General features: G+C 70.4%; 21 protein-coding genes. 13 read left to right on the top strand and 8 right to left on the bottom strand.

Annotated features, from left to right (window positions below):
• Window positions 1-37 precede the first annotated feature (37 nt).
• The 9 genes from AC1RAA_RS19685 to AC1RAA_RS19725 all read left to right on the top strand — a co-directional run bounded on the left by AC1RAA_RS19685 (window position 38) and on the right by AC1RAA_RS19725 (window position 9149).
• Window positions 38-1243: a M20 aminoacylase family protein gene (locus AC1RAA_RS19685; RefSeq protein ID WP_492730153.1), complete on the top strand. Its 1206-nt coding sequence runs from the start codon at window positions 38-40 to the stop codon at window positions 1241-1243.
• Window positions 1244-1282: 39 nt separating this feature from the next.
• Window positions 1283-2257: a tripartite tricarboxylate transporter substrate-binding protein gene (locus tag AC1RAA_RS19690; RefSeq protein WP_307695287.1), complete on the top strand. Its 975-nt coding sequence runs from the start codon at window positions 1283-1285 to the stop codon at window positions 2255-2257.
• Window positions 2258-2705: 448 nt separating this feature from the next.
• The gene (locus AC1RAA_RS19695) at window positions 2706-3848 is read left to right on the top strand and encodes a branched-chain amino acid ABC transporter substrate-binding protein (protein ID WP_095948363.1); all 1143 of its coding nucleotides are present in this window, start codon (window positions 2706-2708) and stop codon (window positions 3846-3848) included.
• 15 nt (window positions 3849-3863) lie between these two features.
• On the top strand, window positions 3864-4799 hold the full coding sequence (locus tag AC1RAA_RS19700; protein WP_492730155.1) for a 4-hydroxyproline epimerase: 936 nt from the start codon (window positions 3864-3866) through the stop codon (window positions 4797-4799).
• 11 nt (window positions 4800-4810) lie between these two features.
• Entirely contained in the window at window positions 4811-5914 is a 1104-nt protein-coding gene (locus AC1RAA_RS19705) for an NAD(P)/FAD-dependent oxidoreductase (protein ID WP_492730157.1), read from the top strand.
• Window positions 5911-6159, top strand: a complete 249-nt coding sequence (locus tag AC1RAA_RS19710) for a (2Fe-2S)-binding protein (RefSeq protein WP_492730159.1) — start codon at window positions 5911-5913, stop codon at window positions 6157-6159. The genes AC1RAA_RS19705 and AC1RAA_RS19710 overlap by 4 nt, the downstream gene beginning before the upstream one ends.
• Window positions 6156-7430, top strand: a complete 1275-nt coding sequence (locus AC1RAA_RS19715) for an FAD-dependent oxidoreductase (RefSeq protein ID WP_492730161.1) — start codon at window positions 6156-6158, stop codon at window positions 7428-7430. Before AC1RAA_RS19710 ends, AC1RAA_RS19715 begins: the two co-directional genes overlap by 4 nt.
• A complete protein-coding gene (locus AC1RAA_RS19720) occupies window positions 7427-8143 on the top strand; it encodes a GntR family transcriptional regulator (RefSeq protein ID WP_492730163.1) in 717 nt (238 codons plus the stop codon). Before AC1RAA_RS19715 ends, AC1RAA_RS19720 begins: the two co-directional genes overlap by 4 nt.
• Before the next feature lie 79 nt (window positions 8144-8222).
• Window positions 8223-9149, top strand: coding sequence for a fatty acid desaturase family protein (locus AC1RAA_RS19725; RefSeq protein WP_492730165.1), 927 nt, complete (start codon window positions 8223-8225; stop codon window positions 9147-9149).
• Window positions 9150-9153: 4 nt separating this feature from the next.
• On the opposite strand, the gene AC1RAA_RS19730 is transcribed toward AC1RAA_RS19725, so the two are convergent.
• Window positions 9154-10044 carry an EamA family transporter gene (locus AC1RAA_RS19730; RefSeq protein WP_492730166.1) on the bottom strand — a complete coding sequence of 297 codons (891 nt, stop codon included), beginning with the start codon at window positions 10042-10044 and terminating at the stop codon, window positions 9154-9156.
• An 89-nt stretch (window positions 10045-10133) separates the two neighbouring features.
• Here AC1RAA_RS19730 and AC1RAA_RS19735 point away from each other — a divergent pair, with 89 nt between their 5' ends.
• Window positions 10134-11021 carry a LysR family transcriptional regulator gene (locus tag AC1RAA_RS19735; RefSeq protein ID WP_369630696.1) on the top strand — a complete coding sequence of 296 codons (888 nt, stop codon included), beginning with the start codon at window positions 10134-10136 and terminating at the stop codon, window positions 11019-11021.
• A 12-nt stretch (window positions 11022-11033) separates the two neighbouring features.
• Here the strand turns inward: AC1RAA_RS19735 and AC1RAA_RS19740 are convergent, their stop codons facing one another.
• From AC1RAA_RS19740 to AC1RAA_RS19760, 5 genes are all read right to left on the bottom strand, one after another.
• Window positions 11034-11357, bottom strand: coding sequence for a hypothetical protein (locus tag AC1RAA_RS19740; RefSeq protein ID WP_492730168.1), 324 nt, complete (start codon window positions 11355-11357; stop codon window positions 11034-11036).
• Between the two features lie 91 nt (window positions 11358-11448).
• A complete protein-coding gene (locus tag AC1RAA_RS19745) occupies window positions 11449-11619 on the bottom strand; it encodes a hypothetical protein (RefSeq protein ID WP_167395080.1) in 171 nt (56 codons plus the stop codon).
• Between the two features lie 94 nt (window positions 11620-11713).
• Window positions 11714-13156: an ATP-dependent RNA helicase DbpA gene (gene dbpA, locus AC1RAA_RS19750; protein ID WP_070063311.1), complete on the bottom strand. Its 1443-nt coding sequence runs from the start codon at window positions 13154-13156 to the stop codon at window positions 11714-11716.
• 124 nt (window positions 13157-13280) lie between these two features.
• Window positions 13281-13550: a translation initiation factor IF-1 gene (gene infA, locus AC1RAA_RS19755; RefSeq protein WP_062482563.1), complete on the bottom strand. Its 270-nt coding sequence runs from the start codon at window positions 13548-13550 to the stop codon at window positions 13281-13283.
• Window positions 13551-14103: 553 nt separating this feature from the next.
• Window positions 14104-15357: an MFS transporter gene (locus AC1RAA_RS19760; protein WP_492730170.1), complete on the bottom strand. Its 1254-nt coding sequence runs from the start codon at window positions 15355-15357 to the stop codon at window positions 14104-14106.
• A gap of 86 nt (window positions 15358-15443) precedes the next feature.
• Here AC1RAA_RS19760 and pdxR point away from each other — a divergent pair, with 86 nt between their 5' ends.
• Complete coding sequence (gene pdxR, locus AC1RAA_RS19765) at window positions 15444-16910, top strand: MocR-like pyridoxine biosynthesis transcription factor PdxR (RefSeq protein WP_492730172.1); 1467 nt, start codon at window positions 15444-15446, stop codon at window positions 16908-16910.
• A gap of 9 nt (window positions 16911-16919) precedes the next feature.
• Here the strand turns inward: pdxR and AC1RAA_RS19770 are convergent, their stop codons facing one another.
• Window positions 16920-17396 (bottom strand): Lrp/AsnC family transcriptional regulator, encoded by a 477-nt coding sequence (locus AC1RAA_RS19770; protein WP_070063380.1) that lies wholly within the window; start codon window positions 17394-17396, stop codon window positions 16920-16922.
• Window positions 17397-17516: 120 nt separating this feature from the next.
• Between AC1RAA_RS19770 and AC1RAA_RS19775 the strand changes: the two genes are divergently transcribed.
• Entirely contained in the window at window positions 17517-18815 is a 1299-nt protein-coding gene (locus tag AC1RAA_RS19775) for an aspartate aminotransferase family protein (protein ID WP_492730174.1), read from the top strand.
• Here AC1RAA_RS19775 and AC1RAA_RS19780 read toward each other — a convergent pair.
• Window positions 18812-19864: a sugar phosphate isomerase/epimerase family protein gene (locus tag AC1RAA_RS19780; protein ID WP_159274174.1), complete on the bottom strand. Its 1053-nt coding sequence runs from the start codon at window positions 19862-19864 to the stop codon at window positions 18812-18814. The genes AC1RAA_RS19775 and AC1RAA_RS19780 overlap by 4 nt on opposite strands.
• Before the next feature lie 105 nt (window positions 19865-19969).
• On the opposite strand from AC1RAA_RS19780, the gene AC1RAA_RS19785 reads away from it, so the two are divergent.
• Window positions 19970-20857 carry a gamma-glutamyl-gamma-aminobutyrate hydrolase family protein gene (locus AC1RAA_RS19785; protein ID WP_095948354.1) on the top strand — a complete coding sequence of 296 codons (888 nt, stop codon included), beginning with the start codon at window positions 19970-19972 and terminating at the stop codon, window positions 20855-20857.
• The last annotated feature ends 126 nt before the right edge of the window (window positions 20858-20983 follow it).

Below are 20983 nucleotides of genomic sequence, written 5' to 3' on the forward strand. Positions count from 1 at the left end.
CTTCTGTTTTTCGCGAACGATCCCGCAGCCGCCCGCCATGAATCTCGTCGACGCCTTCGCCGCCCACGCCACCCGTTTCATCGACATCCGGCGCGACATCCACGCGCACCCCGAACTCGGTTTCGAGGAGCACCGCACCTCCGAGAAGGTGGCGAGCCTGCTGGCCGAATGGGGCATCGAGGTGCACCGCGGCATCGCGGGCACGGGCCTCGTCGGCGTGCTGCGCAAGGGCACGGGCACGCGCTCCATCGGCCTGCGCGCCGACATGGACGCGCTGCCGCTGCACGAAGCCAACGAGTTCGCCCACAAGTCGACGAACCCCGGCCGCATGCACGCCTGCGGGCACGACGGCCACACGACGATGCTGCTGGCCGCCGCCTGGCACCTGTCGCAACAAGGGCCGGATGATTTCGACGGCACCGTGCATTTCATCTTCCAGCCCGCCGAAGAGATGGGCAAGGCCGGCGCCAAGAAGATGATCGACGAGGGCCTGTTCGAGCGCTTTCCGTGCGACGCGGTCTTCGGGCTGCACAACTTCCCCGTCGGCGACGTGGGCCGCTTCGCGCTCAATGAAGGCGCGCTGATGGCGTCGAGCAACACCTACAAGATCACCGTGCGCGGGCGCGGCACGCACGCCTCGATGCCGCACACCGGCATCGACCCGGTGGCCGCGGTGGTCACGCTGGCGCAGCAGCTGCAGACCATCGTGGCGCGCACCATTCCCAGCACCGAGCGCGCACTGCTGGCGGTCACGCAGCTGCAGGGTTCGGACGCGCCGAACGTGATTCCCGATGTGGCGACGGTGGGCGGCACGATCCGCACCTTTTCCATCGAAGCCATCGACAAGCTCGAGGCGCGACTGCGCGAAGTGGCGGCCGGCGTGGCGGCGGCGCATGGCTGCACGGCCGAGGTGTACTTCAACCGCTCTTCGCCGCCCACGGTGAACCATCCGGCCGAAGCACGTTTTGCCGCCGGCGTGATGCGCGAGGTGGTGGGCGACGACATGGTCACCGACAACTTTCCCGCCGTGATGGGCGCCGAGGACTTCGCGCACATGCTGCTCGCGCGGCCGGGCTGCTATGCGTTCCTGGGCAATGGCGACGGCGACCACCGGCTCGATGGCCACGGGCCCGGCCCTTGCATCATCCACAACACCTCGTTCGACTTCAACGACGAGATCATCCCGATCGGTGCCAGCTATTTCGTGAAGCTGGTGCAGCGTTGGCTGCCGTCGGGCACCTGAAAAACGACTTTTTTGTTGACGATGAAAGCGGCCACCTCGATGACTTTTCCCCTGTTCACCCGACGTTCGCTGGCTGCGCTTGCAGCCGCCGTGGCCCTGGGCGGCCTTGGCGCCGCGCACGCGCAGCAGCGCGTGATCCACATCATCGTGCCCTTCGGCACGGGCGCCGTGCAGGACACGGTGGCGCGCGCCTTCAACAACGAGCTGGGCGTCGCGCTCGGCGGCAGCGCCATCGTCGAGAACCGCGCGGGCGCGGGCGGCACGGTGGGCGCCGCGGTGGCGGCCAAGGCGCCGGCCGACGGCAACACGCTGGTGCTGGCGGCGGCCAGCCACAACATCGCGGGCTTCCTGTACAGCAAGCTGCCCTACGACCCGCTGAAGGACTTCGTCGGCGTGGCCAACGTGGGCAATGCGGGCTATGTGCTGGCGGTGGCCAGCGGCATGAACGTGGCGACCACGGCCGACTTCATCAAGGAGGTCAAGGCCAACCCCGGCAAGTACAACTACGCCTCGGCCGGCAACGGCAGTGCCACGCACCTGGCGATGGCGTCGTTCCTCGCGAAGGCGGGCCTGCAGATGACGCACATCCCGACCAAGTCGACCGGCGAGGCCGTGAACGAGGTGCTGGCGGGCCGCGTGCAGGCGGTGATCTCGTCGAGCATCGGCGTGATGGGCTTCCAGGACGACGCGCGCATGAAGCTGCTGGCCTCCACGGGCCAGTCGCGCAGCCCCTTCCTGCCGAAGCTGCCGACGGTGGGCGAGAGCGGCCTGCCGGGCTACGCCTTCGATTCGTGGATTGGCCTGCTGGCGCCGGCGGGCACGCCGAAGGCCGAGGTCGAGCGCATCAACGCGGCGGCCAACAAGGTGCTGGCCGATCCGGCGATCCAGGAACGCTTCAAGCGCCTGGGCGTGGAGCCGCGCAGCCAGAGTGCCGAAGCCTTCCAGAAGCTGCTGCGTGCGGATTGGGATGCGATGGGGGCGGTGGTGAAGGCTTCGGGGGCGAAGGTCGACTGACCTTTTGTTGTTGTCCGGGTGGGTGCTCCTGTTCGGGGCGCGTGCCCGGGCCACCGGGTACTTCCCTCCGCGAATGTCCCCCGGGGCTGCGCCCCTCCTCCTTGATTTCGCTGCGGGAAGCACCCAGTGTCCCGGGCACGGGACACGCTGCTGGTTCTCCGCTGATCAACCACCGCACTGACCCGATCACGTCGATGGGGTGCCTTGCGCAGCGAAATCAAGGGGGAGGCCGCAGGCCGGAGGACATTCGCGGAGCAAGGTGCCCCGTCGGCGGGATCGTCGCCCCGAACGGCCCGTTCGTTCACAGATATCACAGAACCCCAGCGACCGAAAGAGCGCTTGCCCCACAGATATCTACAAGATATGTACTTAATATATTTAAACTGAGACAGGTCTCCATGCACAAGGGCTCTGTCGTTTTTCATTGTTCCCAACCCTAGGAAGAAGCATGAAGTCACAAGCAGGCATGGTTTCCTCACTCAGTCTCGCGGGCCTGGTCGCCCTGGCCGTGGCCAGTCCCGCGCAGGCCCAGGAGCAGGTGGTCAAGATCGGCCACAGCGGTCCGCTGTCGGGTCCCAACGCCTTCGCGGGCAAGGACAATGAAAACGGCATCCGCCTGGCCATCGAGGAGCTCAACGCGAAGAAGCTCAGCGTCGGCGGCAAGACGCTGAAGTTCGAGCTGGTCTCCGAAGACGACCAGTGCGACGCCAAGACCGGCGTCAGCGTGGCGCAGAAGTTCGTCGACGACGGCGTCAAGTTCGTCATGGGCCCGTACTGCTCGGGCGTGGCCATTCCGGCCTCGCGCATCTACAGCGACGGCGGCACGCTGGTGTCCACCGTGGGCACCAACCCGAAGGTCACGCAGGGCGGCTACAAGAACCTGTACCGCATCATCGCCAGCGACAACCAGATCGGCGGCGCCATGGCCGTGTACGCGGCCAAGGAGCTGAAGGTGAAGAAGGTCGGCGTGATCGACGACCGCACGGCCTTCGGCCAGGGCCTCGCCGAAGAGTTCACCAAGGAAGCGAAGAAGCAGGGCCTCACCATCGTGGGCCAGGAGTTCACCACCGACAAGGCCGTGGACTTCACCGCCATCCTGACCAACATGAAGGGCAAGGCGCCCGAGGCGATCTTCTTCGGCGGCTACGCGCCGCAAGCCGCGCCCATGGCGCGCCAGATGAAGCAGCTGGCCGTGCCTGGCAAGCTGCTGGGCGGCGACACCGTGTGCAGCCCGGCCACCGGCAAGATCGGCGGCGACGCGGTGAACGACCTGGTGTTCTGCGCGCAGGGCGGCTCCATGCTCGAGAAGGCGCAAAGCGGCCCGGCCTTCAAGGAGAAGTTCAAGAAGCGCTTCAACGTCGATCCCGACGCGTACGCGGCCTCGTACTACGACCAGGTGCTGTTCATCGGCGAGTCGATGAAGAAGGCCAACGCCATCGACCCCGACAAGGTCGGCGCCGAGCTCTACAAGGCCACCTACAAGGGCGTGGCCGCCACCTACGCGTACGACGACAAGGGCAACATGAAGCAGGCGCCCATCACCGTCTTCACCTTCAAGAACGCGGCCCCCGTGCCCATTGCCAGCTACTGAGTGAGCCCCACACCCATGCAACGCATCCAGGTCATCGACTCGCACACGGGCGGCGAGCCCACGCGCCTTGTGATCGGCGGCTTTCCCGATCTGGGGAAAGGCTCCATGGCCGAGCGCCGCACGCTGCTGGCCGATCAACATGACAAGTGGCGCGCAGCGGCCGTGCTCGAGCCGCGCGGCAGCGACGTCGTCGTCGGCGCGCTGCTGTGCGAGCCGGTGTCGCCCGAGGCGGCGGCCGGCGTGGTCTTCTTCAACAACGCCGGGTATCTGGGCATGTGCGGCCACGGCACCATCGGGCTGGTCGCGAGCCTGGCGCACATGGGACGCATCGGCGTGGGCGAGCACCGCATCGAGACGCCCGTGGGCACGGTCACGACCACGCTGCATGCCGACGGCTCGGTGAGCGTGCGCAACGTGCCCGCGTACCGGCACCTGCACCAGGTGGCGGTCGAGCTGCCGGGCCACGGCACCGTGCGCGGCGACGTGGCGTGGGGCGGCAACTGGTTCTTCCTCGTGAGCGACCACGGCCAGCGCGTGGCGAGCGACAACCTCGCGGCGCTGACCGACTACACCGCCGCCTTGCGCAAGGCACTGGCGGCGCAGGGCATCACGGGCGCGAACGGCGCGGAGATCGATCACATCGAACTCTTCGCGAACGACGACGAAGGCGCCGACAGCCGCAACTTCGTGCTGTGCCCCGGCAACGCCTACGACCGCTCGCCCTGCGGCACCGGCACCAGCGCCAAGATCGCCTGCCTCGCGGCCGACGGCAAGCTCGCGCCGGGCGCGGTGTGGCGGCAGGCCAGCGTGATCGGCAGCGTCTTCGAGGCGAGCTACGCGATGGACGGCGACCAGGTCATTCCCACGCTGCGCGGCCGCGCGCACATCAGTGCCGAGGCCACGCTGCTGATCGACGACAACGACCCTTTCGGCTGGGGCATCCGCCTCTGACACCGGGGCGCATGGACGCGGACGTCATCGTCATCGGCGCCGGCATCGTCGGCGCGGCGTGTGCCCATGCGCTGGCGCAGGCCGGGCGCCGCGTGCGCGTGCTCGACGCGCGACTGGGCGGTGCCACCGGCGCGGGCATGGGCCACCTCGTGGTGATGGACGACAACGCGGCCGAGCTCGAACTCAGCCGCCACTCGGTCGCGCAATGGCGCGCCCTCGCGCCGCGCCTGGGCGCCGACTGCGCCTACAGCCCCTGCGGCACGCTCTGGATCGCGGCGAACGACGAGGAAATGGCCGAGGCCGAACGCAAGCAGCAGCGGCTGGGCGCACTCGGCATCGAGAGCCGGCTGCTGGGCGCGGCCGAACTCGCGCGCGCCGAGCCTGCCTTGCGCCCCGGCCTGTCGGGCGCGCTCGAAGTGCCGGGCGACGGCATCCTCTATGCGCCGAACGCGGCGCGCTGGCTGCTCGCGCAGCACGCGGCCTTGGTGCAGGTCGAGCACGCGAAGGTCGAGGCCATCGAAGACGACGGCACGCTGCGCCTGTCCGATGGCAGCCGCCGCACCGCGCCGCAGGTCGTGCTCGCCAATGGCATCGAGGCGACGACGCTGTGCCCCGAGCTGCCGATCCGCCCCAAGAAGGGCCACCTGCTCATCACCGACCGCTACCCGGGCACGGTGCGCCACCAGCTCGTCGAGCTCGGCTACGTGACCAGCGCGCATCACAGCGACGGCGACTCGGTCGCCTTCAACGTGCAGCCGCGGCCCACGGGGCAACTGCTGGTGGGTTCGTCGCGCCAGTTCGACACGACCGATCTGGCCGTGGAGGCGCCGATGCTCGCGCGCATGCTGCAACGCACGCTCGACTACCTGCCGGGGCTCGCCGACCTGAACGCCGTGCGCGCGTGGACCGGCCTGCGCGCCGCCTCGCCCGACGGCCTGCCGCTGCTGGGCAGGCACCCATGGCGCGAGAAGCTCTGGCTCGCCGCCGGGCACGAAGGGCTGGGCGTGACCACGGCGCCGGGCAGCGCGCACGTGCTCGCGGCGCTGATGACCGGCACGGCGCCCGATTTCGACGCCGCGCCGTATGCGCCGCGCGGCCTGCGGGAGAGGGCATGAGCGATCAGACCTTGCTGCACATCGATGGCCAGCCCGTGCGCGTGAAGGCGGGCAGCTCGGTCGCCGCCGCCTTGCGCGTGGCCGGCGGCATGGGCGCGGCGCGCACCTCGGTCACGGGCCAGCCGCGCGCGCCGTTCTGCGGCATGGGCGTGTGCCAGGAATGCCGCGTGCAGATCGACGGGCGGCGACGGCTCGCCTGCCAGACCGTGTGCGCCGAGGGCATGCGCGTGGAGACCACGGCATGAGCGGCGTCACGCTTGAAACCGGCGATGTGCTGGTCGTCGGCGCGGGCCCCGCGGGCATGGCCGCGGCCGTGGCGGCGGCGGCCAGCGGCGCGTCGGTCGTGGTGATCGACGACAACCCCGCGCCCGGCGGACAGATCTGGCGCGACGGCCCCGGCGCGTCGCTGCCCCCGGAGGCACGCCGCTGGCGCGAGGCGCTCGCACGCCACGCGAACCTGCGCGTGCGCAGCGGCACACGTGTGGTCGCTGCGCCTGCTGCGCATGAACTGCTGCTCGAAGACGCCGAGGGCGCGACACGCATGCGATGGACAAAGCTCATCCTGTGCACCGGCGCCCGCGAACTGCTGCTGCCCTTCCCCGGCTGGACGCTGCCCGGCGTGACGGGTGCGGGCGGCCTGCAGGCGCTGATCAAGGCCGGCCTGCCGGTCGAGGGCGAGCGCATCGTCATCGCCGGCAGCGGGCCCTTGCTGCTGGCCGCCGCCGCCACGGCCAAGGCAGCGGGCGCGCAGGTGCTGCGCATCGCCGAGCAGGCCTCGTTCGCCTCGGTCGCGGCTTTCGGTGCGAGCCTCGTGCGCTGGCCCGGCAAGGCCGTGCAGGCGCTCACGCTGGCCGATGCGCGCTACCGCACGGCGTCGCGCGTGGTCTCGGCGCAGGGCGCGACGCACGTCGAATCGGTGCGGCTGCGCCAAGGCGGCCGCGAGGTCGAGATGGCCTGCGACCGCATCGCCTGCGGCTTCGGCCTCACGCCCAACACGCAGCTGGGCCAGCTGCTCGGCTGCGCGCTGGCGGCGCCGGGGCTCGCGGTCGATGCGCTGCAGGCCACGAGCGTCGCGGGCATCTACGCGGCCGGTGAATGCACCGGCTTCGGCGGCAGCGAGCGTGCGCTGGTGCAGGGCACCATCGCCGGTCATGCGGCCGTCGGCGAGGCCGCGAAGGCCCGCACCCACGAACGCGAACGCGCCCGCTGGGACGCCTTCGCCGCGCAGCTGCACCGCCGCTTCGCGCTGGCCGACGACCTCAAGGCCCTGCCCCGGCCCGACACGCTCGTGTGCCGCTGCGAGGACGTGCCGTTTTCCGCGCTCTCGGCCTGCACCGGCTGGACCGATGCCAAGCTGCACCGCCGCTGCGGCATGGGCGCCTGCCAGGGGCGCGTGTGCGGCGACGCGGCGCAGTTCCTGTTCGGCTGGACGCCGCCTGCGCCGCGCCCGCCGTTGGTGCCGGTCCGCATCGAGACACTGGCCGGGCTTGCAGCCCCCGGCGACGCCCGACAATGACGGCCACGCATCCGCACACGCACGAGCACATCCACACCCCCACCATGGCCGCCCCGAAGACCGCTCCCCGACCCCCGCCCAAGCGCCGCGCGGCCGACCTGGCCTACGACGCCATCGAGGCGCTGCTGTCCACCATGCAGCTGGAGCCCGGCAGCCAGATCGTCGAGGCCGAGCTGGCCGAGCGCACGGGCCTGGGCCGCACGCCGGTGCGCGAGGCGCTGATGCGCATGGTGTCGATCGGCCTCATCGTGCAGCAGCCGCGCCGTGGCCTGCTGGTGTCGACCATCGACCTGGCCGACCACCTGGACGTGATCCAGACCCGCCGCGTGCTCGAGCAGCTGATCGCGGCCTGCGCCGCGCGCCGCGCCACCGCGCCGCAGCGCCAGGCCATCGTGCGCTGCGCCGAGGCCATGGTCGAGGCCGCCGGCCGCGGCGACCTGAACGACTACATGCAGGCCGACCGCGCGCTCGACCTCGTCACCCATCAGGCGAGCCACAACGATTCGGCGGTGAAGGCGGTGGTGCCGCTGATCGTGCAGTGCCGGCGCTTCTGGTACGCCTACCAGCACGAGGGCGAGATCGTCGAAGGCGCGAACGCGCACCTCGAACTGGCGCAGGGCATCGCCACCGGCGACGAGGCCGCGGCCATCGCGGGCGCCGAGCGGCTCATGGACTACCTCGAAGTCTTCGCCCGGAAAATCATCGACAAGTAGTCCGAAGGGCCTCGCCTGCCCGCGCCCACACCGGGGAACTACGCGTGATCTGCCGGCGCCTTCGCCGCATACTGGCCCGATGGCCGCTGCACCCCGCGCTCGACCCGAAGACTTCTTCGCCCCCGACGAGTGGCAATCGCTCACCGCACGCTCGTCCTGGCGAGGCCTGTGGCTGGTGGCGCACTGCTGGGGCGTGATCGGCGCCGCGATGCTCGTGGGCATCGTGTGGCCGTGGACGATTCCGCTCATGGTGCCGATCGTCGGCACGCGCCAGCTGGGCCTGTTCATCCTCATGCACGACGCCGCGCACGCGGGGCTGCACCGCAATCGCAAGGTGAACGACTGGGTCGGCTACTGGCTGTGCTCGCCCACGTTGCGCGACTACCGGCCGTATCACCTGCAGCACCACCGCTTCGTGCAGCAGACCGAAGACCCCGACCTCGTGCTGTCGGCGCCCTTCCCGATCTCGCGCGACTCGATGTGGCGCAAGGTCGTGCGCGACCTCAGCGGCCAGACTTTCTACAAGCAGCGCTTCGGCCACATCGCCGACGCCCTGCGCCAGCGTGCGCCGGGCGAATCGGCGCTGCGCGTGTTCGGGCGCGAACTGGCGAAGGACCGGCGTTTTCTCGTCGGCAACGGCCTGGGCCTGCTGGCCTTCGCCGTGGCGGGCTTCTGGTGGGCCTGGGTGGCGATGTGGCTACTGCCGATGGCGACCTGGCTGCCGCTCGTGAGCCGCGTGCGCAACATCGCCGAGCATGCGCTGGTGGCGCAGAACGAGGCCGATCCGCTGCGCCAGGCGCGCACCACGCACGCCGGCTGGCTCGAGCGCATCTTCGTGGCGCCCTACTGGGTCAACTACCACTGCGAGCACCACATGTTCACCAACCTGCCCTGCTGGGCGCTGCCGAAGGCGCACCGCCTGCTGCAGCGCCGGGGCGCGACCGCGCGCATGGAAGTGCAGCCGGGCTACCTGAGCCTGCTGCGCCGCGCCGCCCCTGTGGGCTGAAATCTCAGCGACTCGGTGCGGGCTGCACCGCCGCCACCGGCTGCGCACCGCGCTGCGCCTGCTGGCTCAGCCAGATGCTCGCGATCACGATGCCGATGCCCGCCATCTGCCAGCCCGACAGGCTTTGGCCCAGCAGCGCCCAGCCCAGGATCACCGCCGTCACCGGGCTCAGGAAGGCCAGCGGCGCGATCGCCGAGGGCTCCAGCCGCGCCACGCCGCGGAACCACACGATGTAGGTGAGCGCGGCGCCGACCAGGCCGAGCCAGGCGAAGCCGACCCAGTTCATCGCCGTGAGCGCCGGCAGCGGCGGTTCCAGCCACAGCGCCACCGGCAACAGCAGCAGGCCGCCGGCCGTCAGCTGCCAGGCCGTGAAGGTCAGCGCCGACACCGGCGGCTGCCAGCGGCGGCTGAGCACCGTGCCGAAGGCCATCGACACGGCCGCCGCGAGCGCCGCGGCGATGCCCAGCGCATCGAGCGTGGCGTTCGGCGTGAGCACCAGCAGCGCCACCCCGCCCATGCCGATCACGGCCGCCGCCACCGACAGCGCGCGCACCGGCGCGCCCAGCAGCAGGCCGGCGAGGAACACCACGAACAGCGGCTGCACCGAGGTGATGGTGGCCGCCACGCCGCCCGGCAGCCGGTAGGCGGCCAGGAACAGCATCGCCCACAGCACCGAGAAGTTCAGCGCGCCCAGCAGCAGGATGCGCCCCCACCACGCCCGGGGCGGCAGCTGGCGCACGATGAGCATCAGCAGCAGGCCCGCCGGCAGCGCGCGCAGCAGCGCCACCGTCAGCGGGTAGTTCGCCGGCAGCAGCTCGGTGGTCACGATGTAGGTGCTGCCCCAGACCGCGGGCGCGATCGCGGTGAGCAGGAGGTCGGTGGTGCGGGAGGTCATGGCTCGAATCTAGGGCGTTGACCCGTGGTTGTGAATGCTCGAATAATGAATTGATTCTTTACTGACAGTCGTCAATCGAGCGCCGGCCCATGGACCATCTCACCGCCCTCAAGGTCTTTCGCACCACCGCCGCGGCGGGCAGCTTCGCCGGCGCCGCGCGGCAGCTGGGGCTGTCGGCCGCGGCAGTCAGCAAGAACATCGCCGAGCTGGAGGCGCACCTGAAGGTGCGGCTGATCAACCGCACCACGCGCAGCATGAGCCTCACCGAGGCCGGCGCAGCCTACGTCGAGCGGCTCGCGCGCATCCTCGACGACCTGGACGAGGCCGACGCCGCGCTGGCGCCCGTGGGCGCGAGCCCGGGCGGCGTGCTGCGCGTGAGCGCGCCGCTGACCTTCGCGCTGACCTGCATCTCGCCGCACATCCCCGCCTTCATGGCGCGCCACCCCAACCTGCGGCTCGAGCTGAACCTGCAGGACACCCGCACCGACCTGATCGGCGAGGGCTACGACCTCGCGATCCGCGGCAGCGACCGACTGGAAGATTCGAGCCTGGTCGCGCGCGAACTCATGACCATGACCCACGTGCTGTGCGGTGCGCCCGGCTACTTCGCGGCCCACGGCCGGCCCGCCGCGCCCGAAGACCTGAAGGCCCACGAGTGCGTGCAGTTCACGCTGTCGGGCCACGCGAACAAATGGACCTTCCGCCGCGCCGGGCGCAGCGTGGCGGTGCCGATCGACGGGCGCTACAAGGTCAGCTCCAGCATCGCCGTGCGCGACGCGCTGCTCGCGGGCTTCGGCCTGAGCCTGGTGCCGCGCATCTATGTCGAACAGGAGCTGGCGGCGGGCCGGCTCGAAGCCGTGCTCGCCGACTGGGAGGCCGACCGCACGCCGGTGTACGCCGTGTACCCCTCGCGTCACCTGGCGGCGAAGACGCGCGCCTTTGTCGACTTCCTGCTGGAGCGGTTCGCGGCGCGGTGAGGCGCGCGGGGGCTAGTCGCCCGCCGGTTCGGCGATCTCGGGCGCTTCCCACCCCAGCAGCTCGGCCAGCCGCTGCACGATCCAGCCGGCCTCGGGCACCGACACGCCCGATTCCGGCGTCACCAGCCCCGCGTGGATGCGCCGCAGGATCTCGCTTTCGACCGGCACCTCGGTGTGGTGCTGGATCTGCGCATGGCCCACGAGGTGGCCGGCGAGGTCTTCGCAGATCTCGTAGCGCGCGCGCACCACGTCGATCGGCTCGCTCAGGCGCTGACGCGTGTCGCTGTAGACCGCGAAGAACGAGGGCGGGATGTAGATCTGGTTGTCGTCGGACATGGCAGCGCGTGATGCAGGGCAGGCCCCAATGACAAAACGCGCCCGGGGGCGCGTTCGTCGTGGCTCCGAAGAAAGAGCCGCGGGGGCTGGATCAGCCGCCCTTGCTCGGGCGCTTGCCCGGGTTCTTCTTGCTGCGCGTGGCGGTGCCGCGCTCGAGGCTGATCTTCTGGCCGCCACCGTTGCGCGGCACGGTGTAGCCGGGCATGGGCGTCGGCTTCGGGCTGGCAAGACGGTCGGCTTCGGTACGGATTTTCTTGGGCATGGAAAGCTCGGATAAAAAAGATGTTCGACCCCCGATTAGGCCACATCGGCAGATTTCGTCTGCCAAGCGCCCAAACAGGAGCATGGGAGGGATGTCAGGTCGACTGCGGTGTCAGCAGGCGCACCTTGACGCTCTTGCCCTTCACGCGGCCGTTGCCGAGCTTGCGGGCGGCTTCTTCGGCAATGCCGCGGTCCACCGCGACATAGGTCGAAAACTCGTTGACGTTGATCTTGCCGACCTGGTCCTTGGTGTAGCCGCAGTCGCCGGTCAGCGCGCCCAGCACGTCGCCGGCGCGGATCTTTTCCTTGCGCCCGCCGACGATCTGCAGCGTGGCCATGGGCGGCGTGAGCGGTGCGCCCTTGGCGGGCGTGAGCTCGGCCAATGGGTGCCATTCGGACTCGCGGCCCTGCAGCAGCTCGATCTTTCCGACGAAGCCCATCTCGTTCATGCTGGCCAGGTTCAGCGCCAGCCCTTCCGAGCCGCCCTGCTGGCCCACGCGGCCGGTGCGGCCCACGCGGTGGATGTGGATTTCGGAGTCGGGCGTCACGTCGACGTTGATCACGGCTTCGAGCTGCGCGATGTCCAGGCCGCGCGCCGCCACGTCGGTGGCCACCAGCACCGAGCAGCTGCGGTTGGCGAACTGCACCAGCACCTGGTCGCGCTCGCGCTGCTCCAGCTCGCCGAACAGCGCCATCGCGCTGAAGCCCTGCGCCTGCAGCACGTCGACGAGGTCGCGGCACTGCTGCTTGGTGTTGCAGAAGGCCAGCGTGCTCACGGGACGGAAATGGTCCAGCAGCAGGCTCACGGCGTGCAGCCGCTCGCTGTCCTTCACCTGGTACCAGCGCTGGCGGATCTTGCTGCCTTCATGCTGGGCCTGCACCGTGATCTGCTCGGGGTTCTTCATGAACTGCTGCGCGAGCTTGGCGATGCCTTCGGGGTAGGTGGCCGAGAACAGCAGCGTCTGGCGTTCCTTGGGGCACTGGCGCGCCACCTTCACGATGTCGTCGAAGAAGCCCATGTCGAGCATGCGGTCGGCCTCGTCGAGCACCAGCGTGTTGAGCGCCGAGAGGTCGAGGTTCTCGCGCTCCAGGTGGTCCATGATGCGGCCCGGCGTGCCCACCACGATGTGCGCGCCGTGCTCCAGGCTGGCGATCTGCCCGCGCAGCGCGACGCCGCCGCACAGCGTGACCACCTTGATGTTTTCTTCGGCGCGCGCCAGGCGGCGGATCTCGGTCGTGACCTGGTCGGCCAGTTCGCGCGTGGGGCACAGCACCATCGCCTGGATGGCGAAGCGGCGCGGGTTCAGGTTGGACAGCAGCGCCAGCGCGAAGGCGGCGGTCTTGCCGCTGCCGGTCTTGGCCTGGGCGATCAGGTCCTTGCCGAGCAGGGCGGGCGGCAGTGCGGCGGCCTGGATGGCCGTCATCTGCGTGTAGCCGAGCTGGGTGAGGTTGGCCAGCATCTGGGGCGACAGCGCCAGCGTGGCAAAGCCGTGGGGTTCGGCCTGGAGGCCGCCGGCTGGGGAGGTGGTGGAGTTCATCGTTCGGCAGCCGGAGACAGACAGACAGGAAAACGCAAAGGGGAAAAAGTGACGGCCCGGAAAAGACAAAGGCCTTGCAGGGCCCCCTCCGGGAGGGCGCTCTGCAAGGCCGGCCGGGCGTCGCTCAGCGGCGGGGCGTGTTGTTGCCCGAGTTGGTCGGCGGAGGGCCGCGGCGTTCCAGGTGACGGAACGTGATGCGGCCCTTGGTCAGGTCGTAGGGCGACAGCTCGAGCGAGACCTTGTCGCCGGCCAGGATGCGGATGTGGTGCTTGCGCATCTTGCCGCCGCTGTAGGCGATCAGCTGGTGGCCGTTGTCGAGCGTGACGCGGTAGCGCGAGTCGGGCAGGACTTCGGTCACTGCGCCGTTCATTTCGATCAGTTCTTCCTTGGGCATGTGTGATTACCTCTGAATCGTTCGATGTGTGTTGGAGATGAAGATGGGCGTGTTGGTTTCAGTCGGCCGGCGGGTCAGCCGGCGTCCAGGAATCTGTCGTTGCGGTGCGGGAAGCAGAAACCTGCCCACCGCGATGCTGTTGCGAAAGTGTCCATGAAGCCTGGGGCGCTGCGTGCCGGTGCGGGGCGCGCAATGCCGAAAAATTAGTGAGAACGGACGCGCCGCACGCGCGATTCGCTTCAACAGGAACGAAGGCAGTGGTGGCATTCATGGGCGCCCGGTCTGGCGCTCCAACACACTGTGAAAGCCGGCGTGGCCCGAGGGCTGGAAACGAGAAGCCTGATGAATCCTGGATCCCGGATTCAGATGGCAACGCAGATCGGCCGGCGGGGGTGACGAAATTCTTCGTCGTGGTATCGAAACGAACCCGACATTATAGCTTGCAGGGCATGACAGTTGCTTGTCTTAAAAACAACGCCCGCATGAAAAAGGCCCCGAAGGGCCGTCCATTCTGCCAAGTCAGCTATTGAAAATATAGCAACCCGCCGCAGGATCAGGCGCAGGCCGGCGCCGATGACGCCGCAGGCGCGGCCGACCGGGCCCGCCGCGCCGCGCGCCACAGCAGCACCAGCCCCGCCAGCTGGGCGGCGGCGCCCACCCAGCCCACCGCGCTCACGCCGAACCACGCGATGGTCGCGCCGCCCAGCCCCGAGCCCGCCGCGATGCCCAGGTAGACCGCCGAGGCGTTGAGCGACAGCGTCATCGGTGCGCGCTCGGGCGCCAGGCGGATCAGCCGCACCGCCTGCGCCGGGCCGAAGCCCCAGCCCGCGAAGCCCCACAGCGCCGACAGGCCCACGATCAGCGGCAGCGCCAGCCCGCGCGGCAGCATCTGCGCGGCGAACGAGAGCCCGCCCATGATCACCACCAGCGCCAGCGCGAAGCCCCGCGCCATGCGGTCGGCGCCGAAACGGTCGGTGGCCCAGCCGCCGGTCGCGGTGCCCAGCGCCGCGGCCACGCCGATCGCGAAGAACACCGCGCCCACGCCCTCGGCCCCGAAGCCCAGCGTGTGGCCGAGGAACAGCGCGATGTAGGTGTAGAAGCTGAAGCCGCCCGTGGCCCACAGCACGGTGGCCAGCAGCGCCGGCGCCACGCCGGGTTCGCGCGCCACGGCGAAGGCCGAGGTGCGCGGGGCCGCGTCAGTGGGGGCCTGCGCCAGCGTGCGCGGCAGCCCCACGAACAGGCCCCAGGTGGCCAGCGCCGCCACCGCGGCGATCAGCAGGTAGGCCGTGCGCCAGCCGCCCCAGCCCGCGATCCAGGCGCCCAGCGGCACGCCGAGCGCCACCGCCACGGTGCCGCCGCCGGTCACGATGGCCAGCGCCCGGCCGCGCAGCGCGGGCGACACCATCGCCGCCGCCACCGCGCTGGCCGTCGGCAGGAACACGCCCGCCACCAGCCCGAGCGCGATGCGCGCCAGGGCCAGCTGCGCGATGCCGTGCGCCATCGAGGCCGCCGCCGTGAGGCCCGCGAACGTCGCCAGGCTGGCGATGAGCAGCGGGCGGCGCCCGAAGCGCGCGAGCAGCGCGGCCATCAGCGGCGAGCCGATCGCATAGCTCAGCGCGAACAGCAGCACCAGCTGGCCGGCCTGCGCGGCGCTGACCTGCAGGTCGGCCGCCAGCACCGGCAGCAGGCCGGCGACCATGAAGCTTTCGGTGCCGATGGCGAAAGCGCCCAGTGCGAGCCAGGCCAGGCCCAGCGGCAGGCGTTCGGCCGGCGGTTGTTGCTGTGAGGTTTCAGGAGCGGTGTGCATGGTGAAGGACTCCATGGGCGGTGTTCCAAGGCCTCCAGAATAGGATTGCAGGCGGCTCTTCAAAAGAACCACAATCGGCAAAGATCATGGAGCCACTTTTCGAGCTTGCCCTGCGCCTGCCGGTCGCCGGTTCGCGCGACCTGCTGCGCGCGCTGCACCGCCAGCTGCGCGACGCCATCCTCGACGGCCGGCTGCAGCCCGGCGCCCGCCTGCCCGCCACGCGCGCGCTGGCGCAGCGGCTGGGCGTGTCGCGCAACACCATGCTGGCGGCCTACGACCTGCTGCTGAGCGAGGGCTACCTGCTGGCGCGCCCGGGCTCCGGCACCTTCGTGGCCGACACGCTGCCCGCATTGCGGCGCGGCCGGGCCGCGCCCAAGGAGGCGGGCGCCTCGCCCCGGCGCGATCCGCGGCTGGTGCCGCTGAACGTGCCCGGGGCCGACCTCGCCCCCACGCTGCAGCCGCGGGCCGCGCGCGACGACTTCCGCGTCGGCCTGCCCGACGTCGGCGCCTTTCCGTTCGACATCTGGCGCCGCCTGTCCGACCGCGCGCTGCGCCGCGTGGCGCGCCAGACCGCCGACTACGCCGACCCCCAGGGCCAGGGCGCCCTGCGCGAGGCGATCGCGGCGCACGTGTCGTTCACGCGCGCGGTCGGCTGCACGGCCGACGACATCGTGGTCACGGCCGGCGCGCAGCAGGCCTTCGGGCTGCTGGCGCGCATCCTGGTGGTGCCGGGGCGCACGGTGGTGGCGGTCGAGCAGCTGTTCTATCCCTCGCTGCGCGAGGCCATGCTGGCGGCCGGCGCGAAGGTGGTCACGGTGCCGACCGACGACGAAGGCCTGTGCGTGGACCGCATCCCGCCCGAGGCGCGCGTGGTCTGCGTGACGCCCTCGCACCAGTTTCCCACCGGCGTGGCCATGTCGCCGCCGCGCCGGGCCGCCCTGCTGGCCTTTGCGCGGGCGCGCAACGCCGTGCTCATCGAGGACGACTACGACAGCGAGTTCCGCTTTGCCGGCCGCCCGCTCGACGCGCTGCAGACGCTCGACCGCGCCGGCTCGGTGTTCTACGTCGGCACCTTCTCGAAGAGCCTGTTTCCCGCGCTGCGCCTGGGCTTCGTGGTGGCGCCGCCCTGGGCCCGCGCGGCGCTGGTGCGGGCGCGCGAGCTGGCCGACTGGCACGGCCCGGTGCTCGGGCAGGAGGCGCTCGCGGCCTTCATTGCCGAAGGGCATCTGGCGCGCCACATCCGCCGCATGCGCAAGCTGTACGGCGCACGGCGCAGCGCCCTGCTCGACGCGCTGGCGCGCCACGGCGCGGGCCGGCTCGAGGCGATCCCGTCCGATGCCGGCCTGCACCTGTCGGCGTGGCTGCACGGCGGCGCACGCGACCATGTGGTGGTCGAGCGTGCCGCGGCGGCCGGCATCACCTTGCCGCCGCTGTCGCGCTTCGCGCTCGATCCGCAGGCGCCCGACGCGCCCAACGGGCTGGCCTTCGGCTTCGGGTTGATCGCCGAGCCGCAGATCGACGGCGCGATCCGGCGGCTGGTGCGCCTGCTGTAGCGCGTCGGCTCAGGCGCTGTCCAGCGGCAGCCGCGTCGTGAACTTGGTGGTCGACAGCACGATGTCGCTCGAGTAGTTCTCCAGCTCCAGCGCGTCGCCCAATTGCTCCTGTGCGAAGGCCTGGTAGTCGGGCAGCGAGCGCGCGCAGATCACGAGCACGAAGTCGGTCTCGCCGGCCACGCAGTGGCACTGCAGCACCTGCGGCAGCGCATGCACCTTGCGCTCGAAGGCCTGGATCGCCTCGCGCGTGGTGCTGCGCAGCGACACGCGCGAGATCACCAGCACCGGGAATCCCACGCGCGCGGCATCGAGGATGGCTACTTCTTCGCGGATCACGCCCGCGCGCCGCAGCCGCTGCACGCGCTTGAGGCAGGCCGAGGGCGAGAGGTTCACGCGCTCGGCCAGCGTCTGGTTCTGCAGGCCCGCGTCGGCCTGCAGTTCGGCCAGGATGCACTGGTCGATGCGATCGAGGGTGCCGGTTTTCATGGTGCCGCCAGTGTGGCGCAAGGTGCGCGCAATCGGCTTCGTTTTCGGGCCCGCACAACGACACCGGATTTCGCGGCCGATGGCTACGCTGGGGCTCCCCCGACGAACAAGGAGCATCCGATGGCCGAAGGCGCAACCTACGACCCCGTGGTCAGCAAGCATCTCGTGCGCTACGGCATGGGGCTGAGCCCGCATGTCATCGTCAAGGCGCGCGGCGCCACGCTGTGGGATGCGCAGGGGCGCGAGATCCTCGACTTCACCTCGGGCCAGATGTGCGCCACCATCGGCCACAACCACCCGCGCATCGTCGCGGCCATCGAGAAGGCCTGCGAGGGCGCGCTGCACCTGTACAGCGGCTTCGTCGGGCCGGCCGTGCCGGCGCTGGCCGGGCGGCTGGCGGCGATGCTGCCGTCGTCGCTGTCGAAATCGCTGTTTTTATCGACCGGCGGCGAGGCCAACGAGGCTGCCGCGCGCATGGCCCGCGTGGCCACCGGCCGCTACGAGATCGTGGGCCTGAACGGCGGCTGGCACGGCGTGAACGGCGGCATGGCCGCGCTCACCTTCGCGGGCCGGCACCACGTGGACTACGGGCCGCGCAAGCCCGGCACCATGTCGATCCCCGCGCCGAACTGCTACCGCTGCCCCATCCGCCATTGCCGCGACGCCTGCGACACCACCTGCCTCGATGTCGGCTTCGACATGGTCGATGCGCAGTCCAGCGGCTCGCTCGCGGCCTTCATTGCCGAGCCGGTGCTGAGCTCGGGCGGCGTGATCGTGCCGCCCGCCGGCTACTTCCCGAAGCTGCAGGCCAAGTGTCGCGAGCGCGGCATGCTGCTCATCCTGGACGAAGCGCAGACCGCCTTCGGCCGCCTGGGCAGCAACTTCGCGTTCGAGCAAATTGGCGTGGTGCCCGACTTCCTCACCGTCTCGAAGACGCTGGGCGGCGGCCTCGCGATCGGTGCCACGGTCACCAGCGAAGCGATCGAACAAGATTGCCATGAGAAGGGCTTCGTGCACGTCACCTCGCACGTGTCCGACCCGCTGCCGGCCGAGGTCGGGCTGGCGGTGCTCGACGTGCTCGAGGAAGAAGGGCTCAACCAGCGCGCCGCCGCCATGGGCGAGCGGCTGAGCCGGGGCCTGGCCACGCTGAAGGCGCGGCACGAGGTGATCGGCGACGTGCGCGGCCACGGCCTGCTGCAGGGCGTTGAGCTGGTGAAAGACCGCGAGACCCGCGAACCCGACGCCGAGCGCGGCCGGGCCATCACCGAGGCCTGCATGGCGCGCGGCCTGAGCATGAACATCGTGGCCGTCGGCGGCATGGCCGCGGTGTGGCGCATCGCGCCGCCGCTGAACGTGAAGCCGGAGGAAATCGATCGCGGCCTCGCGATCCTCGACGACGCGATCCGCTCGACGAGTTAGATCCCGAGCATCCGCCGGTTCGCCGCCACGTCCGCCCCACCGGCCGCGAAGTCGTCGAAGGCGCGGTCGGCCACGCGGATGATGTGGTCGCGGATGAACGTGGCGCCTTCGCGCGCGCCGTCTTCCGGGTGCTTGATGCAGCACTCCCATTCGAGCACCGCCCAGCCCGGGAAGTCGTACTGCGCCATCTTCGAGAAGATGGCCTTGAAGTCGACCTGCCCGTCGCCCAGCGAGCGGAAGCGCCCGGCGCGGTTGATCCAGCTCTGGAAGCCGCCGTACACGCCCTGCTTGCCGGTCGGGTTGAACTCGGCGTCCTTCACGTGGAAGAGCTTGATGCGCTCGTGGTAGTGGTCGATGTAGGCCAGGTAGTCGAGCTGCTGCAGCACGAAGTGGCTCGGGTCGTACAGCAGGCAGGCGCGCGGGTGGTTTCCCACGCGCTCCAGGAACATCTCGTAGCTCACGCCGTCGTGCAGGTCTTCGCCGGGATGGATCTCGTAGCCCACGTCGACGCCCACGGCGTCGAAGGCATCGAGGATCGGGCGCCAGCGGCGCGCCAGCTCGTCGAAGGCTTCCTCGATAAGGCCGGCCGGGCGCGGCGGCCACGAATACAGGTACGGCCAGGCCAGCGCGCCCGAGAAAGTCGCGTGCGCCGTGAGCCCGAGGTTGGCCGAGGCCTTGGCCGCGTGGTGCAGCTGCTGCACCGCCCACTGCTGGCGTGCGACGGGGTTGCCGCGCACCTCGGGCGCCGCAAAACCGTCGAAGCCCGCGTCGTAGGCCGGGTGCACCGCGACCAGCTGGCCCTGCAGGTGGGTCGAGAGCTCGGTGATCTCCAGGCCGTGGCCGGCCAACGTGCCCTTGATCTCGTCGCAGTAGGTCTTGCTCTCGGCGGCGCGCTTGAGGTCGATGAGGCGCGTGTCCCAGCTGGGGATCTGCACGCCCTTGTAGCCGAGGCCCGCGGCCCATCCGGCGATGGCGTCGAGCGAGTGGAACGGGGCCGTGTCGCCCGCGAACTGGGCCAGGAAAATGCCCGGCCCCTTGATCGTCTTCATGCGTGTCTCCTGATGCGCCGCACAGCATACTTCGGGGGTTCGGCTGACACACGACCGAAGTTCGATGGGCGCACAATGAACTTTGTCCACAGGGAACCCATCGACATGTCTCAGCCTGTCGCCGCCCGGCTCAAGATCGGCTTGTCCGCCTGCTTCTCGCACGCCGACCCGGCCCGCTCGCTTTTCACGAACAAGACGCTGCAGTACGTCGAACAATCGATCGCCCACTGGCTCATGTCGGCCGGCGCGATGGTGGTGATGGTGCCCTGCCCCACGGGCGAGACGGCGCGCGGCGACACCAAGCTGTCGCACTACGCCGAGTGGCTCGACGGCGTGGTGATGCACGGCGGCGCCGACGTCTGGCCCGGCAGCTACGGCGAGGAGCCCCTGAAAGACGCCTGGATCGGCGACCAGATCCGCGACCTGTACGACCTTGCGCTGGTCGAGGCCTTCGAGCAGGCCGGCAAGCCGATCTTCGGCGTGTGCCGGGGCCTGCAGCTGATCAACGTGGCCTTCGGCGGCACGCTCTACCAGGACATCGAGGAGCAGCACGGCCACCCCGAGACGCTGCGCCACCGCGACCCGGTGACCTACGACCAGAACTTCCACCAGATCGAGATCGTCGAAGGCACGCGCCTGGCGAAGCTGTACCCCGAGGTGCGCACGGCGCGCGTCAACAGCATCCACCACCAGGGCATCAAGGGGCTCGCGCCCGGCTTCGAGATCGAGGCCTGGAGCCTGCCCGACCGCGTGCCCGAGGCGATCCGCCGCCGGCCTGAAAAGGGGCGCGGCTACATCGCGGCGACCCAGTGGCACCCCGAGTTCCACAAGTACGGCAGCACCGAGACCGTGGACGACACACCGATCCTGCACGACTTCCTGTGGGCCTGCGCCACCGCCCGCGTGGCACCGCGCACCAGCATGCGCGAGATGCAGGGGCGCATTCGCAACCGGGCGGCGCGGTTGCTGCGGCAGGCGCTGCTGCGGCGCTGAGTGTTGCTGTTCGGGGCGCGTGCACAGGCCACCGGATACTTCCCTCCGCGAATGTCCCCCGGCCTGCGGCCTCCTCCTTGATTTCGCTGCGGGAAGCACCCAGTGTCCTGCGCCCGCTGAGCGCTG

The organism is Variovorax sp. GW823-FHT04F07, assembly GCF_058795995.1.